Below are 19,052 nucleotides of genomic sequence, written 5' to 3'. Positions count from 1 at the left end.
TAGAAGTTAGCGCATTTGTAGAAAGGAGCATGAATGATGGAAGGATTATATATTCTTTTAGTCGTACTTGGTGGAATCATTGTTTATTCACTCTTTACGTTCTTCTATCAAAAGAGAATCGTTAATACTTTGACTGAAGAAGAATTTAGAGCAGGATATCGGAAAGCTCAGTTGATAGATGTTCGTGAAGCGAATGAATTTGATAACGGTCACGTACTTGGCGCACGAAATATCCCCCTCTCTCAAATTAAAATGAGACAAAAGGAAATCCGTGCCGATCAGCCCGTTTACCTTTATTGCCAAAGCGGACTCCGCAGCGGAAGAGCAGCTCAAATGCTTCACCGCAAAGGGTACCGGGATCTTCACCAATTGCAGGGCGGCTTTAAAAAGTGGACAGGGAAAGTAAAACATAAAAAATAATGTGAAAGGATTGCCTTTAGGGCGATCCTTTTTTAATTGGTGGAAATAGCCGGGTGGATTGGCGTTGGTGGTTCTCCCCCCACCTCCTTGAAGGTCCGTCCCTCAAAAAAAACCCCGCAGCAATTGACTGCGGGGTTTTCCAATTTTACAATCTTTAGTTTTCTTTTGTATAACGCAGTACCGGTTTTCTTGCTGCCAGTGTTTCGTCCATACGTTTGACGATGGTTGTGTGTGGAGCTTCCTGGACGATTTCCGGTGTTTCCTCTGCTTCTTTGGCAATCTGGATCATGGCATCAATGAAGGAATCCAGTGTTTCTTTTGATTCTGTTTCCGTTGGCTCGATCATCATGCATTCTTCCACATTTAACGGGAAGTAAATCGTTGGTGGATGATATCCGAAGTCAAGTAATCGCTTCGCAATATCCAATGTACGGACGCCAAGCTTCTTCTGGCGTTTTCCGCTGATGACAAATTCATGCTTACAATGACGATCGAATGGAAGGTCAAAGTGAGGTGCCAGGCGGCGCATCATGTAATTTGCATTCAGGACCGCATTTTCCGTCACGGCTCTCAGCCCGTCTGGTCCCATCGTTCTGATGTACGTATAAGCACGAACGTTGATGCCAAAGTTTCCATAGTAAGGTTTTACACGTCCGATGGAGTCAGGTCTGTTGTAATCGAATTCGAATGTATCGCCATTTTTCACAAGGACCGGTTTTGGAAGATACTTAATCAAATCTCCCTTCACTCCGACAGGACCGCTTCCCGGACCACCGCCTCCATGAGGACCCGTAAAGGTCTTATGAAGATTTAAATGCACGACATCAAATCCCATATCTCCTGGTCTCGCTTTTGATAGTACGGCATTTAAATTGGCACCATCATAATACAGCTTTCCACCTGCTTCATGTATGATTGCAGCCATTTCCAGAATGTTTTCTTCAAATAATCCAAGAGTGTTCGGGTTGGTAAGCATCAGGGCTGCCGTATCATCCCCGACTACACGCTTAAGATCCTCTAAATCAACTAAACCATTTTCGTTTGATTTTACCGTTATCGTCTCGAAACCTGCTACAGTCGCACTGGCCGGGTTCGTTCCATGAGCTGAATCGGGTACGATGACCTTCGTGCGGTGGGTATCACCATTCGCTTCATGGTAAGCACGGATCATCATAAGACCCGTCCACTCCCCATGAGCACCGGCAGCAGGTTGAAGGGTCACTTCATCCATGCCCGTGATCTCTTTCAAATGCTCTTGAAGGTCATACATCAGTTCAAGGGCACCTTGAACGCTTTCCGCTTCTTGAAGAGGATTGATATGAGCAAATCCATTCAAGCGTGCCACGTTTTCATTCACCTTTGGATTGTACTTCATCGTACAAGATCCCAATGGATAGAAGCCGGAATCCACACCATGATTACGTTTTGATAATGCCGTGTAATGGCGCATGATATCCAGTTCAGATACTTCTGGAAGCTCCGGTGCTTCTGTACGGATATAATCGGATGGAATCAGATCAGACAGTTCTACCTGAGGAACATCCATTTCAGGTAAGCTATAGCCTGTGCGGCCTTCTTTAGATAATTCAAAAATAAGAGGTTGATCTTGCTTATTCATGACAATCCCCCAATTCTGCTACGAATGCGTCGATTTCTTCTTTGCTGCGAAGTTCAGTAACAGCCACTAGCATGTGCTGTGATAAGCCGTCATCCAATAATCCTAAATCGTATCCACCAATCATTTCTTTTCCTAAAAGCTTTTGATTGATTTCTTTAACCGGCATATTTACCTTTACGACAAACTCATTGAATGATGGTCCTTCAAATGCAATGGTGAATCCTTTTGCTTTAAAGGCTTCTTTTGCATAATGTGCTTTTTGGATATTTTGAAGTGCCATCTCTTTAACGCCTTGTTTTCCAAGCGCCGTCATGGCAACAGATGCAGCGAGTGCATTTAATGCTTGATTGGAACAAATATTAGACGTGGCTTTATCACGACGAATATGCTGCTCACGTGCTTGAAGTGTCAGTACGAATCCTCTGATTCCATCTTCATCGACGGTTTGACCTACAAGACGCCCTGGCACTTTACGCATAAGCTTCTTGTTCACTGCAAAGTATCCACAGTGAGGTCCACCGAAGGCACTTGGAATACCAAATGGTTGTGCATCACCAATGACGATATCGGCTCCTAATTGACCAGGAGGAGTAAGCGCCCCTAATGCAAGTGGGTTTGAAGAAACCACGAACATCGCTTTTTCAGCATGAGTAACTTCTTCAATGGCTTTTAGTTCTTCCACCCGACCGAAGAAGTTAGGATATTGAACGATTACCGCGGCAATTTCATTAGTCATTAATTTCTTAAGTTCTTCCACATCCGTAACACCATTTTTGTGCGGGATTTCTACTACATCTATATATTGGCCTTTTGCATAAGACCGCAGGACATCACGTGATTCCGGGTGCACAGTGCTTGAAACCAGGACCTTTTTCCGACGGGTCTGCCCCGCACTCAGCATAGCTGCCTCTGCAAGGGCCGTCCCACCATCGTACATGGAAGAATTGGCTACATCCATGCCAGTAAGCTCACAAATCATCGTTTGAAATTCAAAAATGGCTTGAAGTTCTCCTTGCGAAATTTCCGGCTGATAAGGTGTATAGGCTGTATAAAATTCAGAGCGTGATAATACATGATCCACGATGATCGGCATATAGTGATCGTATACCCCAGCCCCTAAAAAGGATGTATGACTTTTCAGGTCAGCATTCTTCGCTGCCATTTTTGTCAGTTCCTTCACCAATTCCGTTTCTGACTTCGCTTCTTTGATTTTGTAATCCCCTTTGAAACGAACCTTCTCGGGAATATCTTCAAATAGATCACTAACGTTGTCTACTCCTATGCTGTCTAACATTTCCCTTTGATCCTGCTCTGTCATCGGTAAATAACGATGCTTCATGACCGTCATTCCTCCCCTATTTCTTTGGTCTTTTATAGAATGGTGTGGCTACTACTTTCGCTTTTAACTTTTTCCCTCTGATTTCAACCAGTACTTCCGTATCTAAAGAAGTAAACTCGTTATGCAGTAATGCTAATCCTACATTTTTCTTTAATGTCGGCGATTGCGTACCGGTTGTGACTTCCCCTATTTCTTCTTCACCGGAAAACACTTTATAGCCATGACGGGGAATTCCGCGATCGATCATCTCAATCCCGACGATTTTTCTTGAATCGCCTTCTTCTTTTTGCTGTTTCAGCACTTCCTGACCGATAAATGGAACCTCTTTATTTACTTTTACGGCAAATCCGATTCCCGCTTCGATCGGTGTAATCGATTGAGATAATTCTTGTCCGTAAAGGGCAAGATTCGCTTCAAAACGCAATGTATCACGTGCACCCAGTCCGCATGGAAGTACTCCAAATTCCTTTCCTGCATCCAGGATGGCTCTCCATATCGCAGCCGCATCACCTGCATCACAATAAATCTCAAATCCGTCTTCCCCTGTGTAACCGGTACGGGAAACAAGTGCGAGTTTACCAGCGATATTCACATCGGTTTGAAATTTAAAAAATCCGATACCGCTTAATGAATGTTCGTTTGTAAGTACTTGTAAAACCTGTTCAGCAAGTGGACCTTGAAGTGCCAATTGTGCCATATGTTCAGAGATGTTGTTGATTTCAACGCCATCTGTCTCATGTTCTTTCAACCATTGAAAATCTTTATCTATATTTGCAGCATTGACAACGAGCAAATAATCATTGTCTTTTATTTTATACACTAATAAGTCATCGACCGTCCCACCATTTTCGTAGCACATAGCCGTATACTGTGCTCCACCATCTTTCACTTTGGAAACATCGTTTGTCATCATTTTTTGCAAGTAATCAAGGGCACCTTCACCCTTTACTTCAATTTCTCCCATATGAGAAACATCGAATAGCCCTGCCCGGGACCGTACCGCTTCATGTTCTTCCTTAATGCTTGAAAACTGCACTGGTAAAGCCCAGCCACCGAAGTCGATGGTCTTTCCTCCATACTCTTTGTACACTTCGTATAAAGGTGTTTGTTTTAACTCTGACATGACTTTTCCCCCTTATCTTCTTTACATGCATTCTTCCTTAACCAAGTTTTATCCCATGAAAAAAAGGACAGAAAAACCCCTTTTCATAAAGAAGTTTCTCTGTCCTTGCACCTGAAAGTTTACCGAAGAACGGCTTTCCCCTTTGGTGGTTTCCTGTAAGGAAACACTCTCCAGAGTTGCGTCCAACAAGAGTCTTTTTGCCTGAGAGATTCACACTTAAATGTGCTTGCTCCTTCGGCGCTGTATGCACAGTCTCTCCCCTTGTTATCATTCGCCAATATTCCTTGAAACATTTGGTCATACTAGAAATATACAGAAGAAATGTTGTAAATGTGAATGTTCGGATTTTCGAGTTTTTCTAACATTTGAAAATCTATTTTCATCCTACCATTAAATACGAGGATTGAGCAATCATTTTTATTAGAATTAAGGAGATGTTTTTCAGATGAATGTTGAGGTTTTATTTGATGAAGAATGGGGCGAGGGTCTCGAGAATTTAATTGATAACGATGGCCCATGGGGAAATTGGGAGCTTTATAAGCTGGCCATCGAATTTGAACATCATCTTGCAATTCCGAACTTTGAAGGCCTGCAAGCCCCAAAACATTTGGCAAATGTCACTCCGCTCCCCCATCAGTTGGAAGCAGCAAAGCAGGTTGTCGAAACGATGAACGGAAAAGCGATCCTTGCAGATGAGGTCGGATTAGGTAAAACCATTGAAGCCGGATTGATATTGAAAGAATACATGATTAGAGGATTGGTGAAGAAAGTATTAATATTGGTTCCCGCTTCCCTTGTCTCTCAATGGGCCTATGAATTAAATAGTAAGTTTTTCATTCCAGCTGTTCCGCAACGAAAAAGTTACGTATGGGATCAGTGCGATATTGTCGTTTCCTCCATGGATACTGCTAAGCGGAGTCCTCATCGGGAAAAAGTGTATGAACAAGACTATGATCTGGTTATTATCGATGAAGCTCACAAACTGAAAAATCATAAAACAAAAAACTATGAATTTGTCCAGAATCTAAAGAAGAAATTCTGCCTACTGCTGACAGCGACACCTATCCAAAATCGCGTCGAAGAGATCTTTCACCTGGTTTCTCTCCTTAAGCCTGGACATCTCGGAAATGAATCCGGTTTTTCTGACAGATATAAAAAAGGTGATCGCACTCTTCAAGAGGATGAACATTTAAAAAGTCTCATTAACAAAGTGATGATTCGTAATAGACGCAGCGATACGGGTATAGAATGGACAAAACGGCACGTAAAGACTGTCTTAATCGATTTTAACGAAGCTGAAAGAGATTTATATAACAGCATCGATTTGCTCAGAGGGAACTATGATGACTGGGCTAATTCAAGCTCCTTCTCTCTATTGACACTTCAAAGAGAAGCATGCAGCTCTCGTGAAGCAGTATTTTATACTCTCAAAAACATGCTTGAGAAGAAGGAAGCTCCGACTGCTGGTTTTGAGAATACCATTGGGACTCTGATGAAAAAAGTAGAAAACGTGACAATGAACTCCAAGGCTCAGAAAGCACTGGAAATCGTCCAATCGATCAATGATAAAGTGATTATATTTACAGAGTACCGGGCGACACAGCTATATCTGCAATGGTTTTTAAAACAGCATGGAATAAGCTCCGTACCTTTCCGAGGTGGATTTAAACGAGGGAAAAAAGATTGGATGCGTGAACTCTTCCAAAAGCATGCACAGGTGCTAATTGCTACTGAGGCCGGAGGGGAAGGAATCAACCTTCAATTCTGCCATCACGTGATCAACTTTGACCTGCCATGGAATCCTATGAGGTTAGAACAGCGAATCGGTCGTGTCCACCGTCTAGGACAGACAGAGGATGTTCATATCTACAATTTTGCTACCAGAAACACGGTCGAAGAACACATATTAAAGCTTCTTTATGAAAAGATCAATCTCTTTGAACGAGTAATCGGACAATTGGATGAAATCCTGACCCGTCTGGATTTCCGTGACTTTGAAGAGCATGTAACCGATATTCTTTCTTCATCCAGGACGGAAGGGGAAATGAAGATTAAAATGGAGAATCTAACGAGTATGATTCAATTTGCCGAACAATTAAAGGAGGAGAAATCAAATGCAGCAGCACGAAATTCATCAATTTCTTGAGAGATACTTTGTGGCTAATGGATGTGACCTGGTGGCGAACGGAGACGGACATATGACCGTCCAGCTCACGATTGATTTAGATAAAGAGCTGATGAACCGCCCATTCTACTGGCACTACCTTGAAAAGACGGGAGGTATTCCAAATCCGATGACATTATCCCTTATTACCAATCCGGATAAAGCACCTGAAGACTTAAAAGGAGAACCTATTCACTTTGGTTCTCCGCGGTTACACCAAATCTTCCATTCAACAAGAAATTTAGCAGGGTACATTCGCTTATACGAAAACCGGCTCACACCGAATGGTCAGCAAACCCCTCTTCATCCATGGCTCGGACTGAATATCAAAATTTCGTATCAATCCAACCGAAAGAAAGACAGTATTAGAAGCATCGGATTAAACCTGATCAATGGCGTCATTCAGGAAAACTTTCACACGTCATTGATGTCCAGAAACCTGACACCTAAGATTCCTGATTTCAGTTTCACATTGACACCGATCATTAAACCGAAAAGCGGAGTGAACCGCATTCAAACGTACCTATATGAAGAAATCAAAAAAGAACCTGTTGAATGGGCTGAGCAGGCACGAAAGACATGGGAAGAAGATTTACAATTATTGAATCACTTTTACGGAGATCAAGAGGAAAAGCCTGAATCTTATTTCCTGGAACAACAAGCATTGAAAGAGCAATATGAACCTAAGATATCCATTGATATCATCAATGGCGGGATTTTTTATTTACAGCATTCCAATTAATCATAACCGGAGTAAGTGGATCTGCCTTACTCCATTTTCCATACATAAAAAAACGACTGCCCATCAGGCAGCCGTTTTTTTATTTATTTTTCTTAAACATGATCATGAAAGCATATGGAATAATCCCGAACCAGCGAAATAGGAATGGTTCTCTTTCATTCTTCCGTTGCTTCTTTATACTTTTACGTTCATGAGGTGATTTTTCATAATGTTGGACAAATGTTTGTGTTATGAATTTAACATAATCATTCACTGACATAAAAGCACCACCTCCTGCTTTTATCAGTATGCCCGGCTATAAGTAATTTATTCAGCTTGCCCATCTAGATGAGGCAGTATTTCTTCAATAACCTCTTCTATGGATTTATTGTCTGTATGAATCGTTATGGAGCTTCCACTCTCATACAGTGGGAAGCGAAGGTTGTACAAACTCGATAAACGTTCCTTGGAGTTGTTTTGTACGAGTGGACGATTTTCATCGCCTTCTAAACGGGACCATAAGGAAGCAAAAGGACAAGTCAGGTGGACTACAAAGTCCTGTTGTCGTAAGATCTCCAGGTTCTCTTCCCTTTCAATCACTCCACCACCCGTAGTGATAATCGCTTGCTTGTTGACTAACTCAAGGAGCACTTTGTTTTCCAGGTCCCTGAAATGTTGTTCTCCCTGCTGATTAAAGATCTCATTAATAGACTTTTTCTCTTTGTTCTCAATGTAACTGTCCATATCAATGACCGGAAGATTCAGTAATTCCCCAAGATGTTTCCCAATCGTCGTTTTTCCTACCCCCATAAATCCAATAAAGAAAATCGGTTTCATATTCTACTCCCAACTTATTATGTGTTTTGTTTCCCTATTATACACAACCGTTGTTGGAAGAAAAAGCTTCTCATCCCGTTTGAATGTCACTTCCAATCTTATTTCATCCGGGTTGACCATTTCGCTGTGGGTCACGATTTCACCATAATCCCCTTTCAATTGTTTGGAAGTAAGCAACCCGCTCTCCATCTCCAACAGGACCGCATGGGACACACTCACGTTTCTTTCATAAATGTATTTTAAATTTGTTAAGTATAGATATTTACTAATAAAAAGATCCTTTGCAGCAAACCCTATAGATAAAACAATCATCAGCAGCAATAAAGTATATGGCAATATAAATCCCTTATTGTTAAGGGATCCCTGCTCCTTGTTCGGTTGAAAAGTAAAAGAATTCCCCCTCCACTTTTTCTCCACCCACAAACTCCAATTCCATATGCACTCCCTGGATAATGGAAGCAAAGCTAAATGAATCCACTGACTGCAGAACGACTTCATGCCCTCGATTATTTACCCTCCTTCGAATGGATTGATTATACTTTTCGTACGAAATGGATTCACCACTCACCAGAAAAGAGATGTTATCTGGCGTGATCACTACACTTTCCCCTCTCCATAGTTCATTTCTCAAACTTTCATTGAATAGATTCCATTCATAATAATGTGGAGGAACCATATCATTTTTAATCGTAGAAAAACCCTTCATGATGAGAGGGATGCATAGGGAAATCATGCAAAATACTGTGAAGCTTAACAGTGCCTCGATTAATGTATATCCTTTGTTATTCAGCCTTTGAGATACAGACTTCACGGGGATCCGCGTCTCTTTTATGATATTGGACACACGCTTCTTCATTGACTCCCCCTTTCCAATCGAGTTCATATCTGACTCCTTTATACATTCTTGAATGATTCACATACTCGTGACTGACGATTGCCTTCTCCACCCCTTCTTCAAGAAATTTCAAAGCCTCCACTTCATGCTGAAGTCGTTGAAGTTGAGATGCATATTGGATGAGAAAAGGTATAAATACACCTGCTATCATAAGGATGCAGCTGAAAGCAATTAGGGTTTCCGGAAGTGAGAAGCCTCTAGTATTCTTGTACATAAAACCTCCCTTGCCCAATTTGAAACATGAGCTGAATCATGGTATCTCCCATTTTTAAGTTCAGCTTGCCGAATCGATTTGTATTTCCATCCGGATAGAATGTAATGTCTGATATGCTGTTTACTGATGTAAACTGAATGGAGGATGATACCTCTCTTGAGACAATCATTTGTCTGGTAGCGGTTTTCGCAACGTATTTATTTGTTGTAGGGTAAAAGGTCAAGGTGATGGGGACTTGATGTCTAATGCTGTAGCTCTGGATCTGATAGAGGTCTGATTGGAGCTGGGAAAGAAATAAGCTCTTTTCATTCATTTCTTTCATAGGTAGGACAGAAAAGCTGACCCAAGACAGAAGGGTCGTGAAAATCAATAAGACGACAAGCATCTCAATAAGGGTATACCCCGCTTCTCCATTTCTCACTTCATTAATTAGAGGTTACCTTCCCTTCGGCATCAATGGTGATGGCACTTCCGTCGGGGCAGGCTTTATAATTCTCATTTAGATACCCATCTGTGACGAGGGTATCTATGGTGACCGGAAGCGCATTCCCATCCATTTTGTATGCCTCAACCTGTCCTTCCACCATATGAACAAATGCTTCGCAGCCTTTGGAATTAATTGAATTGCTTTGGTTGGTGACGTTGGGTATCGTAATAAAAAGCAATACAGATATGACTAATAGAACAATCATCATTTCAATTAGGGTGAAGCCTTTTTCGTTTTTGAGCATGGTGTTCCTCCTTGAGTTTTGTGTATTTGTTACTAATGTGAAGTCGGTGAGCGGGGAAACTCATTTAATGTTCTGCCGTTTAGAGGCATTGCTGGAATTGGCTATTTTTAGATTTTTTCTAAATACCCTGCATCATCTGAAATAACGGCATCATAATGGAGAAGTAAATCGCCATTATGAATAGACCTACGAAAGTAAAAATCATCGGCTGAATATATTTAAGTAATGCATTGGTATTCTCCTCTAATTCTTGAAAACATATCTCACTATAAAGCCCCAGTTCTTCTGCCAATCGTCCATTGGATTGACCGTGATGGACAACGAAGGGTAACTCTTTTTGAAAAAACGGAAGCGATGAGAAACATTCATGAAATGGTTTCCCTTCTTTTAATCCTTTGATCAATTTTTTTGAAACGTATTGTAACGTTGGTCGGAAGGATTGACTTTCGATGATGAGAAGGGACTCTGTGATGGATACTCCGCTTGTGAGAAGGAAGCTAAGTTCTCTCGCAAAAAAGTGTGAGTGACCAAGCCTTAAATAATTTGACAGATAAGGAATTTTGCATAGGGCGACTGAGATTTTAATAGAAGAAATTCTTTTTTTGAACAGGGAGAATACTATTGTGCAGATAATGAGTGATAGTAAAGATATACTGAAAATCATTGGAAACCTTTCGATGAAGTGGAGGAGGTGCAAAAGATTCGCTGAAGGTTCATATCCGATAGAAGTATACAGAGACTGAAATCTTGGAAATAGAACTTTTCGAAGTAAGACCATCATTAAAATCGAAACGATGATGAGCATGAATGGATATTGAATGACTTGTTGTATTTTTTGCTGGTTTTTCCTTCTTTTTATCAGATATTTTCCCGCCTCTGATAAAGTGTGGCCCATTTGACCATGATGCTCGGCGAAATAAATTTGTGCACTGACTTGACTCGGGAAATTTAGCTGATTGTTGATGACTGAAGAGACGGACTCTCCTTTTTGCAGCGAACCCATCATTTTCTTTTTTAATTTGAGCGTACTCTTTTCTTTAGGGAGCAAGAGAAAATCGATGGCTTCTGAAAAACTATAGCCCTTTTGGAGGAGGTCTCCAAGCCTTTTAAGAAACTTACCTTGATCATCGCTTTTCTTCATGAACCCATTTCCTATATTCAAGTTCTGAAACAAATCCTAGTGCCACCCCCTTATTGATCAAGGTTTGGAGTGTATGATACCGATACTGGACCGACTCCCCCTTCGCCTCCTTTATTACTTCTTTCAAAGCACTTCCTGTTACAATTTCATAGACAGAAGCTCTATTAACCTTTTTACCTCGAAGACAATTCCCTCCACACTCCGTTTTGCAAATCGGGCACACTAACTTTAGTAATCTCTGTGCCGATACGGCTAACAGTGTTTGTTGAATATCATGCCATTCGATTCCTAATTCCATTAAACGGTAAATCGCACCTTTTGCATCCCTCGTATGCATGGTCGTTATCACTAAATGACCTGTTAAAGCAGCCCTCACCGCAATTTCAGCTGTTTCCCGATCCCGTATTTCCCCCACCATAATAATATCGGGATCATGCCTCAATATCGCTTTTAATCCAGCGGAATACGTAATCCCCGCTTTTTCATTCACTTGGATTTGCACCATTTCTTCATGTTGCTTCTCAACTGGATCTTCTAGAGTGATCACATTTCGGTTCAGGGCAACAGTGCAGTGATGGACAAGGGAATACAAAGTTGTCGTTTTCCCACTGCCGGTCGGTCCTGTGAATATAATGAGACCATGAGAATACATAAGTAGAGCGAGTAATTTTTTTGCAGATGAAGGATACAGGGACATTTTATCGATTGGTATTTGATACTTTTGGGGGAGTATACGAATGACGAGACTTTCTTTTAAATGAGTAGTTGGTAAGGTAGATATTCTGAGAGATAGAGGTGTATTTCGAACGGTAAGGCTGAAGGAGCCACTTTGCGGCTTTCGTTTTTCTCCAATGTCCATGGAAGCCATGAACTTTAAATGGGCAATTAATCGTTCTGCCTGATTCGAATCAATGGTCTGGAACGGTACTAAAACCCCGAGTTTTCTAAACTGAATCAAGTAATCTTTCGTTCTCGGTATTACATGAACATCTGTCGCCTCACTGCTGAAAGCTTCTCCAATCATTACTTCTGATAGGGATTCTACTGAGTGAAATATACATAGGCACCACCTTTCTGTTTTCCTAACTTAAGATATACGACATTAATTTACAAAATCCTTCTTTTTCTTGAAATTTTTTCCCGCCAAATACATTTGGGAAAATTGAAATCACTTCTTCCATGCTCAACCCCGACCCCAGTCATTCACACATTCAATCCTCGCCCATATACATAAAAAGAATAAAAATCATAAAATCGAAAGTGGTGACAACCTCCCATGAGTAAATACATGGATTACACCTCTCCGGAAGCACAATTCTCTTTTGATGTGAATAAAAGTCCCTTATTTAAAAAAGACAATCAAAATTTAATAAATATCTTAGGTCTAAATCAGTTGAATACGTTGGATAACTCTTCCCTGCTTGATATCTATTTAAGTAAACATAATTTTGTGGAACCACACTACCATCAGAACGCAGCTGAACTGGTCTATTGTATTTCCGGTGAAGCTGTTGTTTCCATGCTCAACCCATATACTAAGGAAGTCTTGAATTTCCGTATCTCACCTGGACAGGTGGCAAACGTTCCACAAGGCTGGTGGCATTATGAGGAAGCAACTAAAGATCAAACCCACCTTTTAGCCATATTTAATGCATCTACCCCGGAAGTGATATTGGGTTCTGATATCTTAAAATTCACGCCTTCAAGCGTCATGGCTTACAATTATTGTATGAATGAATCTGAGTGGATCAAAACGACAGAAAATGTGAAACCAAGTACTTACATCGGTCCTGGCTGCTTAGAATCTCAAAGACATTTATCTCAACGACAGTCCCATTTCGCCTATTCCCCTTACCATTATCAATATCAGCCAAATCCTTGTTATTATCGTCAGTGCATTCCAAAAACCATTTAGAAACCGGGAGGGACTTTTTTTATAAACAAGTGAATAGAATGGCAAAATATAACCATACTATATTTTGTAAAGATGACTCAATGGGCTATAGCCAAGCGGTAAGGCATCGCACTTTGACTGCGACATGCGTTGGTTCGAATCCAGCTAGCCCAGTATTAAAAGCGGAGGCGGCTTGCTCAGCCCCACTACCACATTGAAAACGGCAGGCACTTTCACAAAGTGCCTGCCGTTTTCAATCCAACCTATTATTAATAATTATATTCAGCTGCTTTTCTTCAACGATCTGTCCTTGTTAGCAAGGCTTTGCAATCCCTCTGGGTTGTATCCGACCACCAGTTTTTTACCGTCTGTTAACAAGGGTCTGCGGAGAAGTTTTGGTTCTTTGATAATTAATTTAATCACTTCTGATAGAGGTAAATCGTTCACATCTTTACCTAATTCTTTGAAGGTTTGACTTCTTGTGGCCAATATTTCATCGAGTCCATCGGTGGTAAGGGATAGTAGCTCCATCAGCTCTCTATGGGTAGGCGTCTCTCTGAATAGATGTCTTTCATCAAAATCAACGGAATGGGCAGTTAACCATTTTTTGGCTTTTCGGCAAGAGGTACAGCTCGGATAAGTAAAAAATGTCAGGTTATTCACTTTCATGACCTCCTTAAATTTAAGCTTGCATGTTTAGGATTTGTTAAACATATTGTACATTAGTTGTATAACTTTTGTATAGTAATATCCCTTGGGAATTTGTGAACTTTTTATAAACAATGAATGAATCAAGCTCTAATAGGATTTTCATTCATATCCATTCTTTTACTCGAGGCTTATAATAGAGTTATTAACCACAAAATTGAGGTGTTTCATTAATGGATATGACACTGAAGGTTACAAGCGTACTTTCAGACCCGACCCGTTATTCCATTTACTTGTACATTAGTGAGAGAAAGCGTGAGCTCTCAGTTCAAGACATCGCCGAGAAGTTTCATATTCACCCGAATGTTGCCCGTCTACACCTATCAAAGCTTGAAGAAATACGAGTGTTGCAATCAGAATATGTTAAGACCGGCAAAGGTGGCAGGCCAGGCAAACGATATATTCCATCTGCAGAACTCGTCCAGTTATCATTTCCTCCTCGAGACTTCCGTTTGCTTAGCGACCTCGCCGTTGCCTCATTAGCCAAGCTGGGAGAAGAAGGTTTTAGGGTTCTGGTGGAGACAGGATATGAGTACGGTAAAAGTTTGGTGGACCACTACCTTGAAAGCCGTAACCTATCCTTAGTTGGGTTAACTCATGCTGAAAAGCTGCATGTATTATCAGAAATCGCCAAATCGATCGGCTTTACTTTAGATGAGGCAATCAGTGATTCAGATCAAATCAAGTTCCACTATGATCATTGCCCTTTTTTTGAGAATGCTCAGCTGGAACCGGTGTTCATATGTGGTTTACACAACGCATTATTAAAAGGAATGTTTGAAACTCTATACTCTGTGGAAGAATTTAAACAAGAAGAAAATATGATAAATGACTGTTCCACGTGTAGATATCACGTAATCGTCACAAACTAAAAGCAAACGGATATTTACTTTTATGGTAGTATTCATTTATAATATTGAATGATGGACTTAGGGTGCAAAGGAGGGTTACATATGGATCGTATGTTTAGAGTTCTTGGATTTTGGACTGGTATTTTTGCTGTAATGTTCTATCTTGGTGATATGACCACGACATCATTAATCTTTTTAGGCCAAACAGGATTCTTCATTATGCTTAGCTATTTAAAACTGTCCGAACGTATGTATATTTACATTTTCGGTGCTTACTTAACAGTGTTCTTTGCTGGATTTACTTATTGGACGACCTTTATGATGACTCCGGGTGCAGGAGGACACTAAAAAAATTCCCTTTAGCTTATGGCTAAAGGGAATTTTTTTGTGAATGTTAAAATCCATTTAAAAATGGATTTGAATCCATTTCTCCTTCGATCGATGTTTCCGGACCGTGACCAGGTAGAACCGTCGTGCTCTCAGGCAGCGTTAACAACTTTTCATGAATGCTTGCCAGGAGCTCTTTATGATTTCCTCCAGGTAAATCAGATCTTCCGATACTGCCCATAAATAACGTATCTCCTGCTAATACGATTCCACTTTCTTGTACATAATAAGAAATACTACCAGGTGAATGACCAGGCGTTTCAAATAGTTCTAGCTGAAAATCACCAATGCTCAGGTGTTTTTCATTTGTTAATATGTAATCAGCTGGCTTAAGTCGGATCAGGTCACCCATCATGAATAATTGAGATCCGTTTAAAGCAGGATCCAGTAACCACTTAGCTTCTTTCTCATGGATATATACCGGAATGCTATAGTTGTCACGTACTTGATCAACCGCTCCAATATGATCAAAATGAGCATGAGTAAGGAGAATGGCCAACGGAGTTAACGAATGATTCTCTAACCACTGAATCAGCTTCTCCCCCTCACCACCAGGATCCACTACCAGGCATTCATTTTTTGTGTTCCATAGAATATAGCAGTTGGTTTGTAAGGGACCTAACGGAATTTGTTTCCACTGCAACGTATCCACCTCCAAATGTGATACTATTATTGTAGCAGAACTTATCACATCATAAAAACATGGTGGAAAGAGTGCCATAGAAGTGTCAAATTTTTGACCTCGACAAACAGAGGAAAAAAATATAAAATGTTAATGAGTGCATTTATGTACATATAGTCATCATGTAGTAAAAACGCATTTTAATGAAAGGGGTCATATAAATGGGTCTTGTAATTATTACAGCATTGGTTACATTATTAGCATTGTTTGCGGTAGTAAGCACTTTCAAAAACAAGAACGCTATGGGAATTCTATTCTCCCTGGCAACATTAGGTGTTTTTGGTTGGTTTACAATTATGACTGTCCTTCACTCTGGTTACCCAGGTGGGCATTAATTAAACAAATGAATCATCATAAAAAAGCCATCCGTTTCATAACGGACGGCTTTTTTACTTTGGCTCTATTAGTAAACATTCGGTTTTATAAATAAGATCTGCAAGCGCTCTGTCAAACAGTGTGTGCTAAATGGTGAGGGGAACCGCTCCGCTTTCCGCGGACGTTCGGCCGAGCCTCCTCAGCTTCGCTTCCGGGGTCTCGGCACGCTCGTACTTCCGCAGGAGTCTACGCAGTTCCCCTCACCATTTATAAGTAATCTTCGTGACAGTACAAGAGGAAACCACTAAAAAACTTTCTACAATAGGAGCTTTTTTGTGAATGTCTATCCATCATAATAAAGTTAAAATATAGTAGCTCAGAGTGGATTGTAGCGGAAGGCACTTGACTCCTGCGGGAGATAGAGGAAAGCAAGTGCCTGAAGCGGAAAGGAACGGTCCATGTTTTCACACTACCACTGATGATAAATAAATTATTAGTTATGTAGGCACTAAAAAGTACCCTATAGACCTTTGCAACGGGTACGTTATAATGGAAATATATTTATGTCGACCAGGATAATAGCCTGTGTAGCAGTCTATCCTATATAGAAATGATCGTTCTGGAACGGAGGATTACTAGTGAAAAAATATAATATACCTGTAGAGGCTTCCTTAGAAGTCATCGGGGGCAAGTGGAAAGTTGTGATTCTTTGTCACTTGATTAAAAGCAAGCGGAGAACCAGTGAATTGAAGAAACTAATGCCTGGAATCACTCAGAAAATGCTGACGCAGCAGCTAAGAGAGCTCGAAGCAGATGGAGTCATCAATAGAATTATTTACAATCAAGTTCCCCCAAAAGTAGAATACGAATTAACTGAGTATGGATGGTCGTTAAAAGGACCTTTAGATATGCTATGTGAATGGGGAGAACAGCATATTGAGAAAACCTATCCTGACAAAAGCGAAGTGTTGGTGGATAGTGAGGAAGCATAGTTCATGAAGACAATGGGGTGAGTATCTTTAAGATACTCACCCCTTGTTAGCTGCTTATTGTTCAAGTTGACACTGTACAGAAGATAGCTTTCCTTCCATTGTAGTCTTCTTATCACGGCGATCATCAATCCGAATATTTGTTGCTACCCGTTTAATACCCTGTTGGAAAGGGGATTCATGAATGTCTTGTATGACCTGAAACAAAACTGGAAGATCCCCCTCGATGATTGTATTCATCGGAGTTAATTGAAAGCGGATTTCCCCTTTTTCCTCATACTCTTTAAGTATTCTATGTAAGTCCGCTACATAGGAACTTACACTAGGTGATTCCGTCCCGATTGGAATGACTGTAACATCAACGATTGCCATTATAGATCTGCTCCTTCTTCTTTCAGTAGTTGAATGATGGTTGAGTCTGTCAAATCGATTACTTTCTCAAGTTGATTTCCATATAAACAATAATCCCCATTTGGTGAACACTGAATAGGTTCTAAAGGAAGGTCCTCAAAAAGAACATTTCCTTTTCCAGAAACAGTATCCCATTTTTCTAATGAGAATGTACCGGAGTAAGTATCAAAGGCACCTGGTTCATTTGCCACGAAAGTAATCAACTGACCCTTCCCTTCTATCATATCATAGTGAGGAATTAACCAATCAGAATAACGACTCAACAGATCTACTTTAAATTCAGACTGAATCTCACCATTAGAAGTAATGAATTGATACGTAAACGGACCTACTTCTTCACGAGAAAAGATAGATAAAAGAGAATCGTTAAATTGATTGAAGTGGACGCTTGTATCCACAATCATTTCCTTCCCACCACCCTGAATGTTCTGGGATATGAGTGGAGCTGCAACGCTGATTTCTTCCGGATTCCAATCTTGATAAAGAATGGAGGATTTCGATTGCCATTGCACAAATGGCTGCTCAACTTCAATGGGATCCATTGATTTCGCTTCTACATCAATATGAAAGACTTGAAAGCTCCACTCTTCGCTGAAGCTGGTCATGAGTAAAGCATTGTCATTAAACTTGTTCCAAGAATGAGTCAGTTCATAGGATGGGATGTCTTCTTGAAATAACACCTCTCCTGCTCTGTCTATAATCGTCACCCTGGCTGAATATGATGCTGGTGCAGAATGGATGAGTATTTTTTTCTTATCGGGTGAAATGCTTGCACTCACAAAAGACGAAGAATTACTATAGATCTTCTTATTGCTTCCATCATAGAGATTATATATAAAAAATGAAGATAGACCATCATCATTTTGTACGGACAGAACCTCTGAATCTGAAAGCCAGCCAATGTTTTCTACAAAACTGTCTTGAGCAAGAATTCCTGAAACGACTTCCTTGTTTTCAGTCTTCTCTTTCCCGGGGGGAGAAGTTTGAGTATGTTCAGATTGACAAGCTGATAGCCACAGTATACTTAATAGCAAAAACAGCAAAACACTTACCTTTTTCTTATTCAAAATCCTTCTCCCTCCCTCAATTTATTCCATAATAATTAGTACGTTTTAAATCAGAAAATGTTTCAAAATTATTAAAAAAACATTACAAAAATTCAAAAAAGTGATGACCAGATGTTCACTCACACACCATTTGGGTCACCACGATCGGTTATTCTTTAAATAGGATGATGATTAATTTTACTCCTGATTTTCACTTTCTACAATAGTTATTTATGGAACCTGTCAAAAGATTTTTCGAGTCATTTTTTGTGATAAGTCGAAATTCATATTGTCTTGTCGGGGCTGTTCGAGCCGCCTGCGCTTTTGTTGTCGTCCAGCTCCGCCGGCTAGCCCCTCGAGGTCATAAGCTAAATTGGCCAAGAAGGCAAAGGACGCCTTCCCGGCCAATTCATCTTATGCTTGTCGGGGCTGATCAAGCCGCCTGCGCTTTTGTTGTCGTCCAGCTCCACCGGCTAGCCCCTCGAGGTCATAAGCTAAATTGGCCAAGAAGGCAAAGGACGCCTTCCCGGCCAATTCATCTTATGCTTGTCGGGGCTGATCAAGCC

At 40.6% G+C, this 19,052-nt stretch carries 24 protein-coding genes, 1 tRNA gene and 2 riboswitches; of the genes, 9 read left to right on the top strand and 16 right to left on the bottom strand.

From position 1 onward, the window contains the following. Nucleotides 1–36: 36 nt before the first annotated feature. Entirely contained in the window at nt 37–420 is a 384-nt protein-coding gene (locus ACQKFO_RS01555) for a rhodanese-like domain-containing protein (RefSeq protein ID WP_113970477.1), read from the top strand. 154 nt (nt 421–574) lie between these two features. Here the strand turns inward: ACQKFO_RS01555 and gcvPB are convergent, their stop codons facing one another. The 3 genes from gcvPB to gcvT are packed head-to-tail and all read right to left on the bottom strand — an operon-like array spanning nt 575 to nt 4,500. Next, nucleotides 575–2,038, bottom strand: a complete 1,464-nt coding sequence (gene gcvPB, locus ACQKFO_RS01550; RefSeq protein WP_427596566.1) for an aminomethyl-transferring glycine dehydrogenase subunit GcvPB — start codon at nt 2,036–2,038, stop codon at nt 575–577. After that, the gene (gcvPA, locus tag ACQKFO_RS01545; protein ID WP_427596565.1) at nt 2,031–3,377 is read right to left on the bottom strand and encodes an aminomethyl-transferring glycine dehydrogenase subunit GcvPA; all 1,347 of its coding nucleotides are present in this window, start codon (nt 3,375–3,377) and stop codon (nt 2,031–2,033) included. The genes gcvPB and gcvPA overlap by 8 nt, the downstream gene beginning before the upstream one ends. Before the next feature lie 16 nt (nt 3,378–3,393). Continuing rightward, complete coding sequence (gene gcvT, locus ACQKFO_RS01540) at nt 3,394–4,500, bottom strand: glycine cleavage system aminomethyltransferase GcvT (protein WP_427596564.1); 1,107 nt, start codon at nt 4,498–4,500, stop codon at nt 3,394–3,396. A gap of 97 nt (nt 4,501–4,597) precedes the next feature. Beyond that, nucleotides 4,598–4,676, bottom strand: a riboswitch (glycine riboswitch). 3 nt (nt 4,677–4,679) lie between these two features. Next, nucleotides 4,680–4,771: riboswitch (glycine riboswitch) on the bottom strand. A gap of 174 nt (nt 4,772–4,945) precedes the next feature. Here gcvT and ACQKFO_RS01535 point away from each other — a divergent pair. Both ACQKFO_RS01535 and ACQKFO_RS01530 read left to right on the top strand, forming a co-directional pair. Beyond that, on the top strand, nt 4,946–6,646 hold the full coding sequence (locus tag ACQKFO_RS01535; RefSeq protein ID WP_427596563.1) for a DEAD/DEAH box helicase: 1,701 nt from the start codon (nt 4,946–4,948) through the stop codon (nt 6,644–6,646). Beyond that, complete coding sequence (locus ACQKFO_RS01530) at nt 6,615–7,406, top strand: YqhG family protein (protein WP_427596562.1); 792 nt, start codon at nt 6,615–6,617, stop codon at nt 7,404–7,406. Before ACQKFO_RS01535 ends, ACQKFO_RS01530 begins: the two co-directional genes overlap by 32 nt. A gap of 79 nt (nt 7,407–7,485) precedes the next feature. Here ACQKFO_RS01530 and ACQKFO_RS01525 read toward each other — a convergent pair whose 3' ends face one another. From ACQKFO_RS01525 to comGA, 9 genes are all read right to left on the bottom strand, one after another. Continuing rightward, on the bottom strand, nt 7,486–7,665 hold the full coding sequence (locus ACQKFO_RS01525) for a YqzE family protein (RefSeq protein ID WP_044340022.1): 180 nt from the start codon (nt 7,663–7,665) through the stop codon (nt 7,486–7,488). Between the two features lie 47 nt (nt 7,666–7,712). After that, a complete protein-coding gene (locus ACQKFO_RS01520) occupies nt 7,713–8,222 on the bottom strand; it encodes a shikimate kinase (protein ID WP_427596561.1) in 510 nt (169 codons plus the stop codon). Nucleotides 8,223–8,225: 3 nt separating this feature from the next. Then, the gene (locus tag ACQKFO_RS01515; RefSeq protein ID WP_427596560.1) at nt 8,226–8,558 is read right to left on the bottom strand and encodes a hypothetical protein; all 333 of its coding nucleotides are present in this window, start codon (nt 8,556–8,558) and stop codon (nt 8,226–8,228) included. 16 nt (nt 8,559–8,574) lie between these two features. Then, nucleotides 8,575–9,078, bottom strand: coding sequence for a competence type IV pilus minor pilin ComGF (comGF, locus tag ACQKFO_RS01510; protein ID WP_427596559.1), 504 nt, complete (start codon nt 9,076–9,078; stop codon nt 8,575–8,577). Further along, on the bottom strand, nt 9,005–9,331 hold the full coding sequence (locus ACQKFO_RS01505) for a hypothetical protein (protein ID WP_427596558.1): 327 nt from the start codon (nt 9,329–9,331) through the stop codon (nt 9,005–9,007). Before ACQKFO_RS01505 ends, comGF begins: the two co-directional genes overlap by 74 nt. Further along, nucleotides 9,315–9,752, bottom strand: coding sequence for a competence type IV pilus minor pilin ComGD (gene comGD / locus ACQKFO_RS01500; RefSeq protein ID WP_427596557.1), 438 nt, complete (start codon nt 9,750–9,752; stop codon nt 9,315–9,317). The genes ACQKFO_RS01505 and comGD overlap by 17 nt, the downstream gene beginning before the upstream one ends. Before the next feature lie 4 nt (nt 9,753–9,756). Then, the gene (gene comGC, locus ACQKFO_RS01495) at nt 9,757–10,062 is read right to left on the bottom strand and encodes a competence type IV pilus major pilin ComGC (protein ID WP_148969609.1); all 306 of its coding nucleotides are present in this window, start codon (nt 10,060–10,062) and stop codon (nt 9,757–9,759) included. A gap of 118 nt (nt 10,063–10,180) precedes the next feature. Next, nucleotides 10,181–11,203, bottom strand: a complete 1,023-nt coding sequence (gene comGB, locus ACQKFO_RS01490; protein ID WP_427596556.1) for a competence type IV pilus assembly protein ComGB — start codon at nt 11,201–11,203, stop codon at nt 10,181–10,183. Continuing rightward, nucleotides 11,187–12,227 (bottom strand): competence type IV pilus ATPase ComGA, encoded by a 1,041-nt coding sequence (gene comGA, locus ACQKFO_RS01485; RefSeq protein ID WP_427596555.1) that lies wholly within the window; start codon nt 12,225–12,227, stop codon nt 11,187–11,189. The genes comGB and comGA overlap by 17 nt, the downstream gene beginning before the upstream one ends. A gap of 252 nt (nt 12,228–12,479) precedes the next feature. On the opposite strand from comGA, the gene ACQKFO_RS01480 reads away from it, so the two are divergent. Next, entirely contained in the window at nt 12,480–13,118 is a 639-nt protein-coding gene (locus tag ACQKFO_RS01480) for a cupin domain-containing protein (RefSeq protein ID WP_427596554.1), read from the top strand. A gap of 81 nt (nt 13,119–13,199) precedes the next feature. Further along, nucleotides 13,200–13,271 (top strand) — tRNA-Gln (locus ACQKFO_RS01475). Between the two features lie 108 nt (nt 13,272–13,379). Here the strand turns inward: ACQKFO_RS01475 and ACQKFO_RS01470 are convergent. Then, nucleotides 13,380–13,760, bottom strand: coding sequence for a Spx/MgsR family RNA polymerase-binding regulatory protein (locus ACQKFO_RS01470; protein ID WP_427596553.1), 381 nt, complete (start codon nt 13,758–13,760; stop codon nt 13,380–13,382). A 218-nt stretch (nt 13,761–13,978) separates the two neighbouring features. On the opposite strand from ACQKFO_RS01470, the gene ACQKFO_RS01465 reads away from it, so the two are divergent. Next, complete coding sequence (locus tag ACQKFO_RS01465) at nt 13,979–14,677, top strand: helix-turn-helix transcriptional regulator (protein ID WP_427596552.1); 699 nt, start codon at nt 13,979–13,981, stop codon at nt 14,675–14,677. Nucleotides 14,678–14,758: 81 nt separating this feature from the next. After that, a complete protein-coding gene (locus tag ACQKFO_RS01460; protein WP_113970494.1) occupies nt 14,759–15,004 on the top strand; it encodes a DUF2626 domain-containing protein in 246 nt (81 codons plus the stop codon). Nucleotides 15,005–15,050: 46 nt separating this feature from the next. On the opposite strand, the gene ACQKFO_RS01455 is transcribed toward ACQKFO_RS01460, so the two are convergent. Continuing rightward, complete coding sequence (locus ACQKFO_RS01455; RefSeq protein ID WP_427596551.1) at nt 15,051–15,686, bottom strand: MBL fold metallo-hydrolase; 636 nt, start codon at nt 15,684–15,686, stop codon at nt 15,051–15,053. 200 nt (nt 15,687–15,886) lie between these two features. Between ACQKFO_RS01455 and ACQKFO_RS01450 the strand changes: the two genes are divergently transcribed. After that, nucleotides 15,887–16,060: a DUF2759 domain-containing protein gene (locus tag ACQKFO_RS01450; RefSeq protein ID WP_148969664.1), complete on the top strand. Its 174-nt coding sequence runs from the start codon at nt 15,887–15,889 to the stop codon at nt 16,058–16,060. Between the two features lie 618 nt (nt 16,061–16,678). Next, on the top strand, nt 16,679–17,032 hold the full coding sequence (locus ACQKFO_RS01445) for a winged helix-turn-helix transcriptional regulator (RefSeq protein ID WP_148969665.1): 354 nt from the start codon (nt 16,679–16,681) through the stop codon (nt 17,030–17,032). 54 nt (nt 17,033–17,086) lie between these two features. On the opposite strand, the gene ACQKFO_RS01440 is transcribed toward ACQKFO_RS01445, so the two are convergent. Both ACQKFO_RS01440 and ACQKFO_RS01435 read right to left on the bottom strand, forming a co-directional pair. Next, nucleotides 17,087–17,401, bottom strand: coding sequence for an MTH1187 family thiamine-binding protein (locus tag ACQKFO_RS01440; protein WP_427596550.1), 315 nt, complete (start codon nt 17,399–17,401; stop codon nt 17,087–17,089). Further along, nucleotides 17,401–18,507, bottom strand: coding sequence for a hypothetical protein (locus tag ACQKFO_RS01435; RefSeq protein WP_427596549.1), 1,107 nt, complete (start codon nt 18,505–18,507; stop codon nt 17,401–17,403). Before ACQKFO_RS01435 ends, ACQKFO_RS01440 begins: the two co-directional genes overlap by 1 nt. Between the last annotated feature and the right edge of the window lie 545 nt (nt 18,508–19,052).

Origin of the sequence: Rossellomorea sp. NPDC071047 (assembly GCF_050270195.1) — a bacterium.
Lineage (GTDB): Bacteria > Bacillota > Bacilli > Bacillales > Bacillaceae_B > Rossellomorea.
Note: the sequence above shows the minus strand (reverse complement) of the source record. Positions and strands in the feature narration are given on the sequence as shown.

Bases quoted from the DNA above. Each gene is read 5' to 3' on its own strand.
- ACQKFO_RS01555 (WP_113970477.1), top strand. From the start codon at position 37: ATGGAAGGATTATATATTCTTTTAGTCGTACTTGGTGGAATCATTGTT.
- gcvPB (WP_427596566.1), bottom strand. From the start codon at position 2,038: ATGAATAAGCAAGATCAACCTCTTATTTTTGAATTATCTAAAGAAGGC.
- gcvPA (WP_427596565.1), bottom strand. From the start codon at position 3,377: ATGAAGCATCGTTATTTACCGATGACAGAGCAGGATCAAAGGGAAATG.
- gcvT (WP_427596564.1), bottom strand. From the start codon at position 4,500: ATGTCAGAGTTAAAACAAACACCTTTATACGAAGTGTACAAAGAGTAT.
- ACQKFO_RS01535 (WP_427596563.1), top strand. From the start codon at position 4,946: ATGAATGTTGAGGTTTTATTTGATGAAGAATGGGGCGAGGGTCTCGAG.
- ACQKFO_RS01530 (WP_427596562.1), top strand. From the start codon at position 6,615: ATGCAGCAGCACGAAATTCATCAATTTCTTGAGAGATACTTTGTGGCT.
- ACQKFO_RS01525 (WP_044340022.1), bottom strand. From the start codon at position 7,665: ATGTCAGTGAATGATTATGTTAAATTCATAACACAAACATTTGTCCAA.
- ACQKFO_RS01520 (WP_427596561.1), bottom strand. From the start codon at position 8,222: ATGAAACCGATTTTCTTTATTGGATTTATGGGGGTAGGAAAAACGACG.
- comGF (WP_427596559.1), bottom strand. From the start codon at position 9,078: ATGAAGAAGCGTGTGTCCAATATCATAAAAGAGACGCGGATCCCCGTG.
- ACQKFO_RS01505 (WP_427596558.1), bottom strand. From the start codon at position 9,331: ATGTACAAGAATACTAGAGGCTTCTCACTTCCGGAAACCCTAATTGCT.
- comGC (WP_148969609.1), bottom strand. From the start codon at position 10,062: ATGCTCAAAAACGAAAAAGGCTTCACCCTAATTGAAATGATGATTGTT.
- comGB (WP_427596556.1), bottom strand. From the start codon at position 11,203: ATGAAGAAAAGCGATGATCAAGGTAAGTTTCTTAAAAGGCTTGGAGAC.
- comGA (WP_427596555.1), bottom strand. From the start codon at position 12,227: ATGATTGGAGAAGCTTTCAGCAGTGAGGCGACAGATGTTCATGTAATA.
- ACQKFO_RS01480 (WP_427596554.1), top strand. From the start codon at position 12,480: ATGAGTAAATACATGGATTACACCTCTCCGGAAGCACAATTCTCTTTT.
- ACQKFO_RS01465 (WP_427596552.1), top strand. From the start codon at position 13,979: ATGGATATGACACTGAAGGTTACAAGCGTACTTTCAGACCCGACCCGT.
- ACQKFO_RS01460 (WP_113970494.1), top strand. From the start codon at position 14,759: ATGGATCGTATGTTTAGAGTTCTTGGATTTTGGACTGGTATTTTTGCT.
- ACQKFO_RS01450 (WP_148969664.1), top strand. From the start codon at position 15,887: ATGGGTCTTGTAATTATTACAGCATTGGTTACATTATTAGCATTGTTT.
- ACQKFO_RS01440 (WP_427596550.1), bottom strand. From the start codon at position 17,401: ATGGCAATCGTTGATGTTACAGTCATTCCAATCGGGACGGAATCACCT.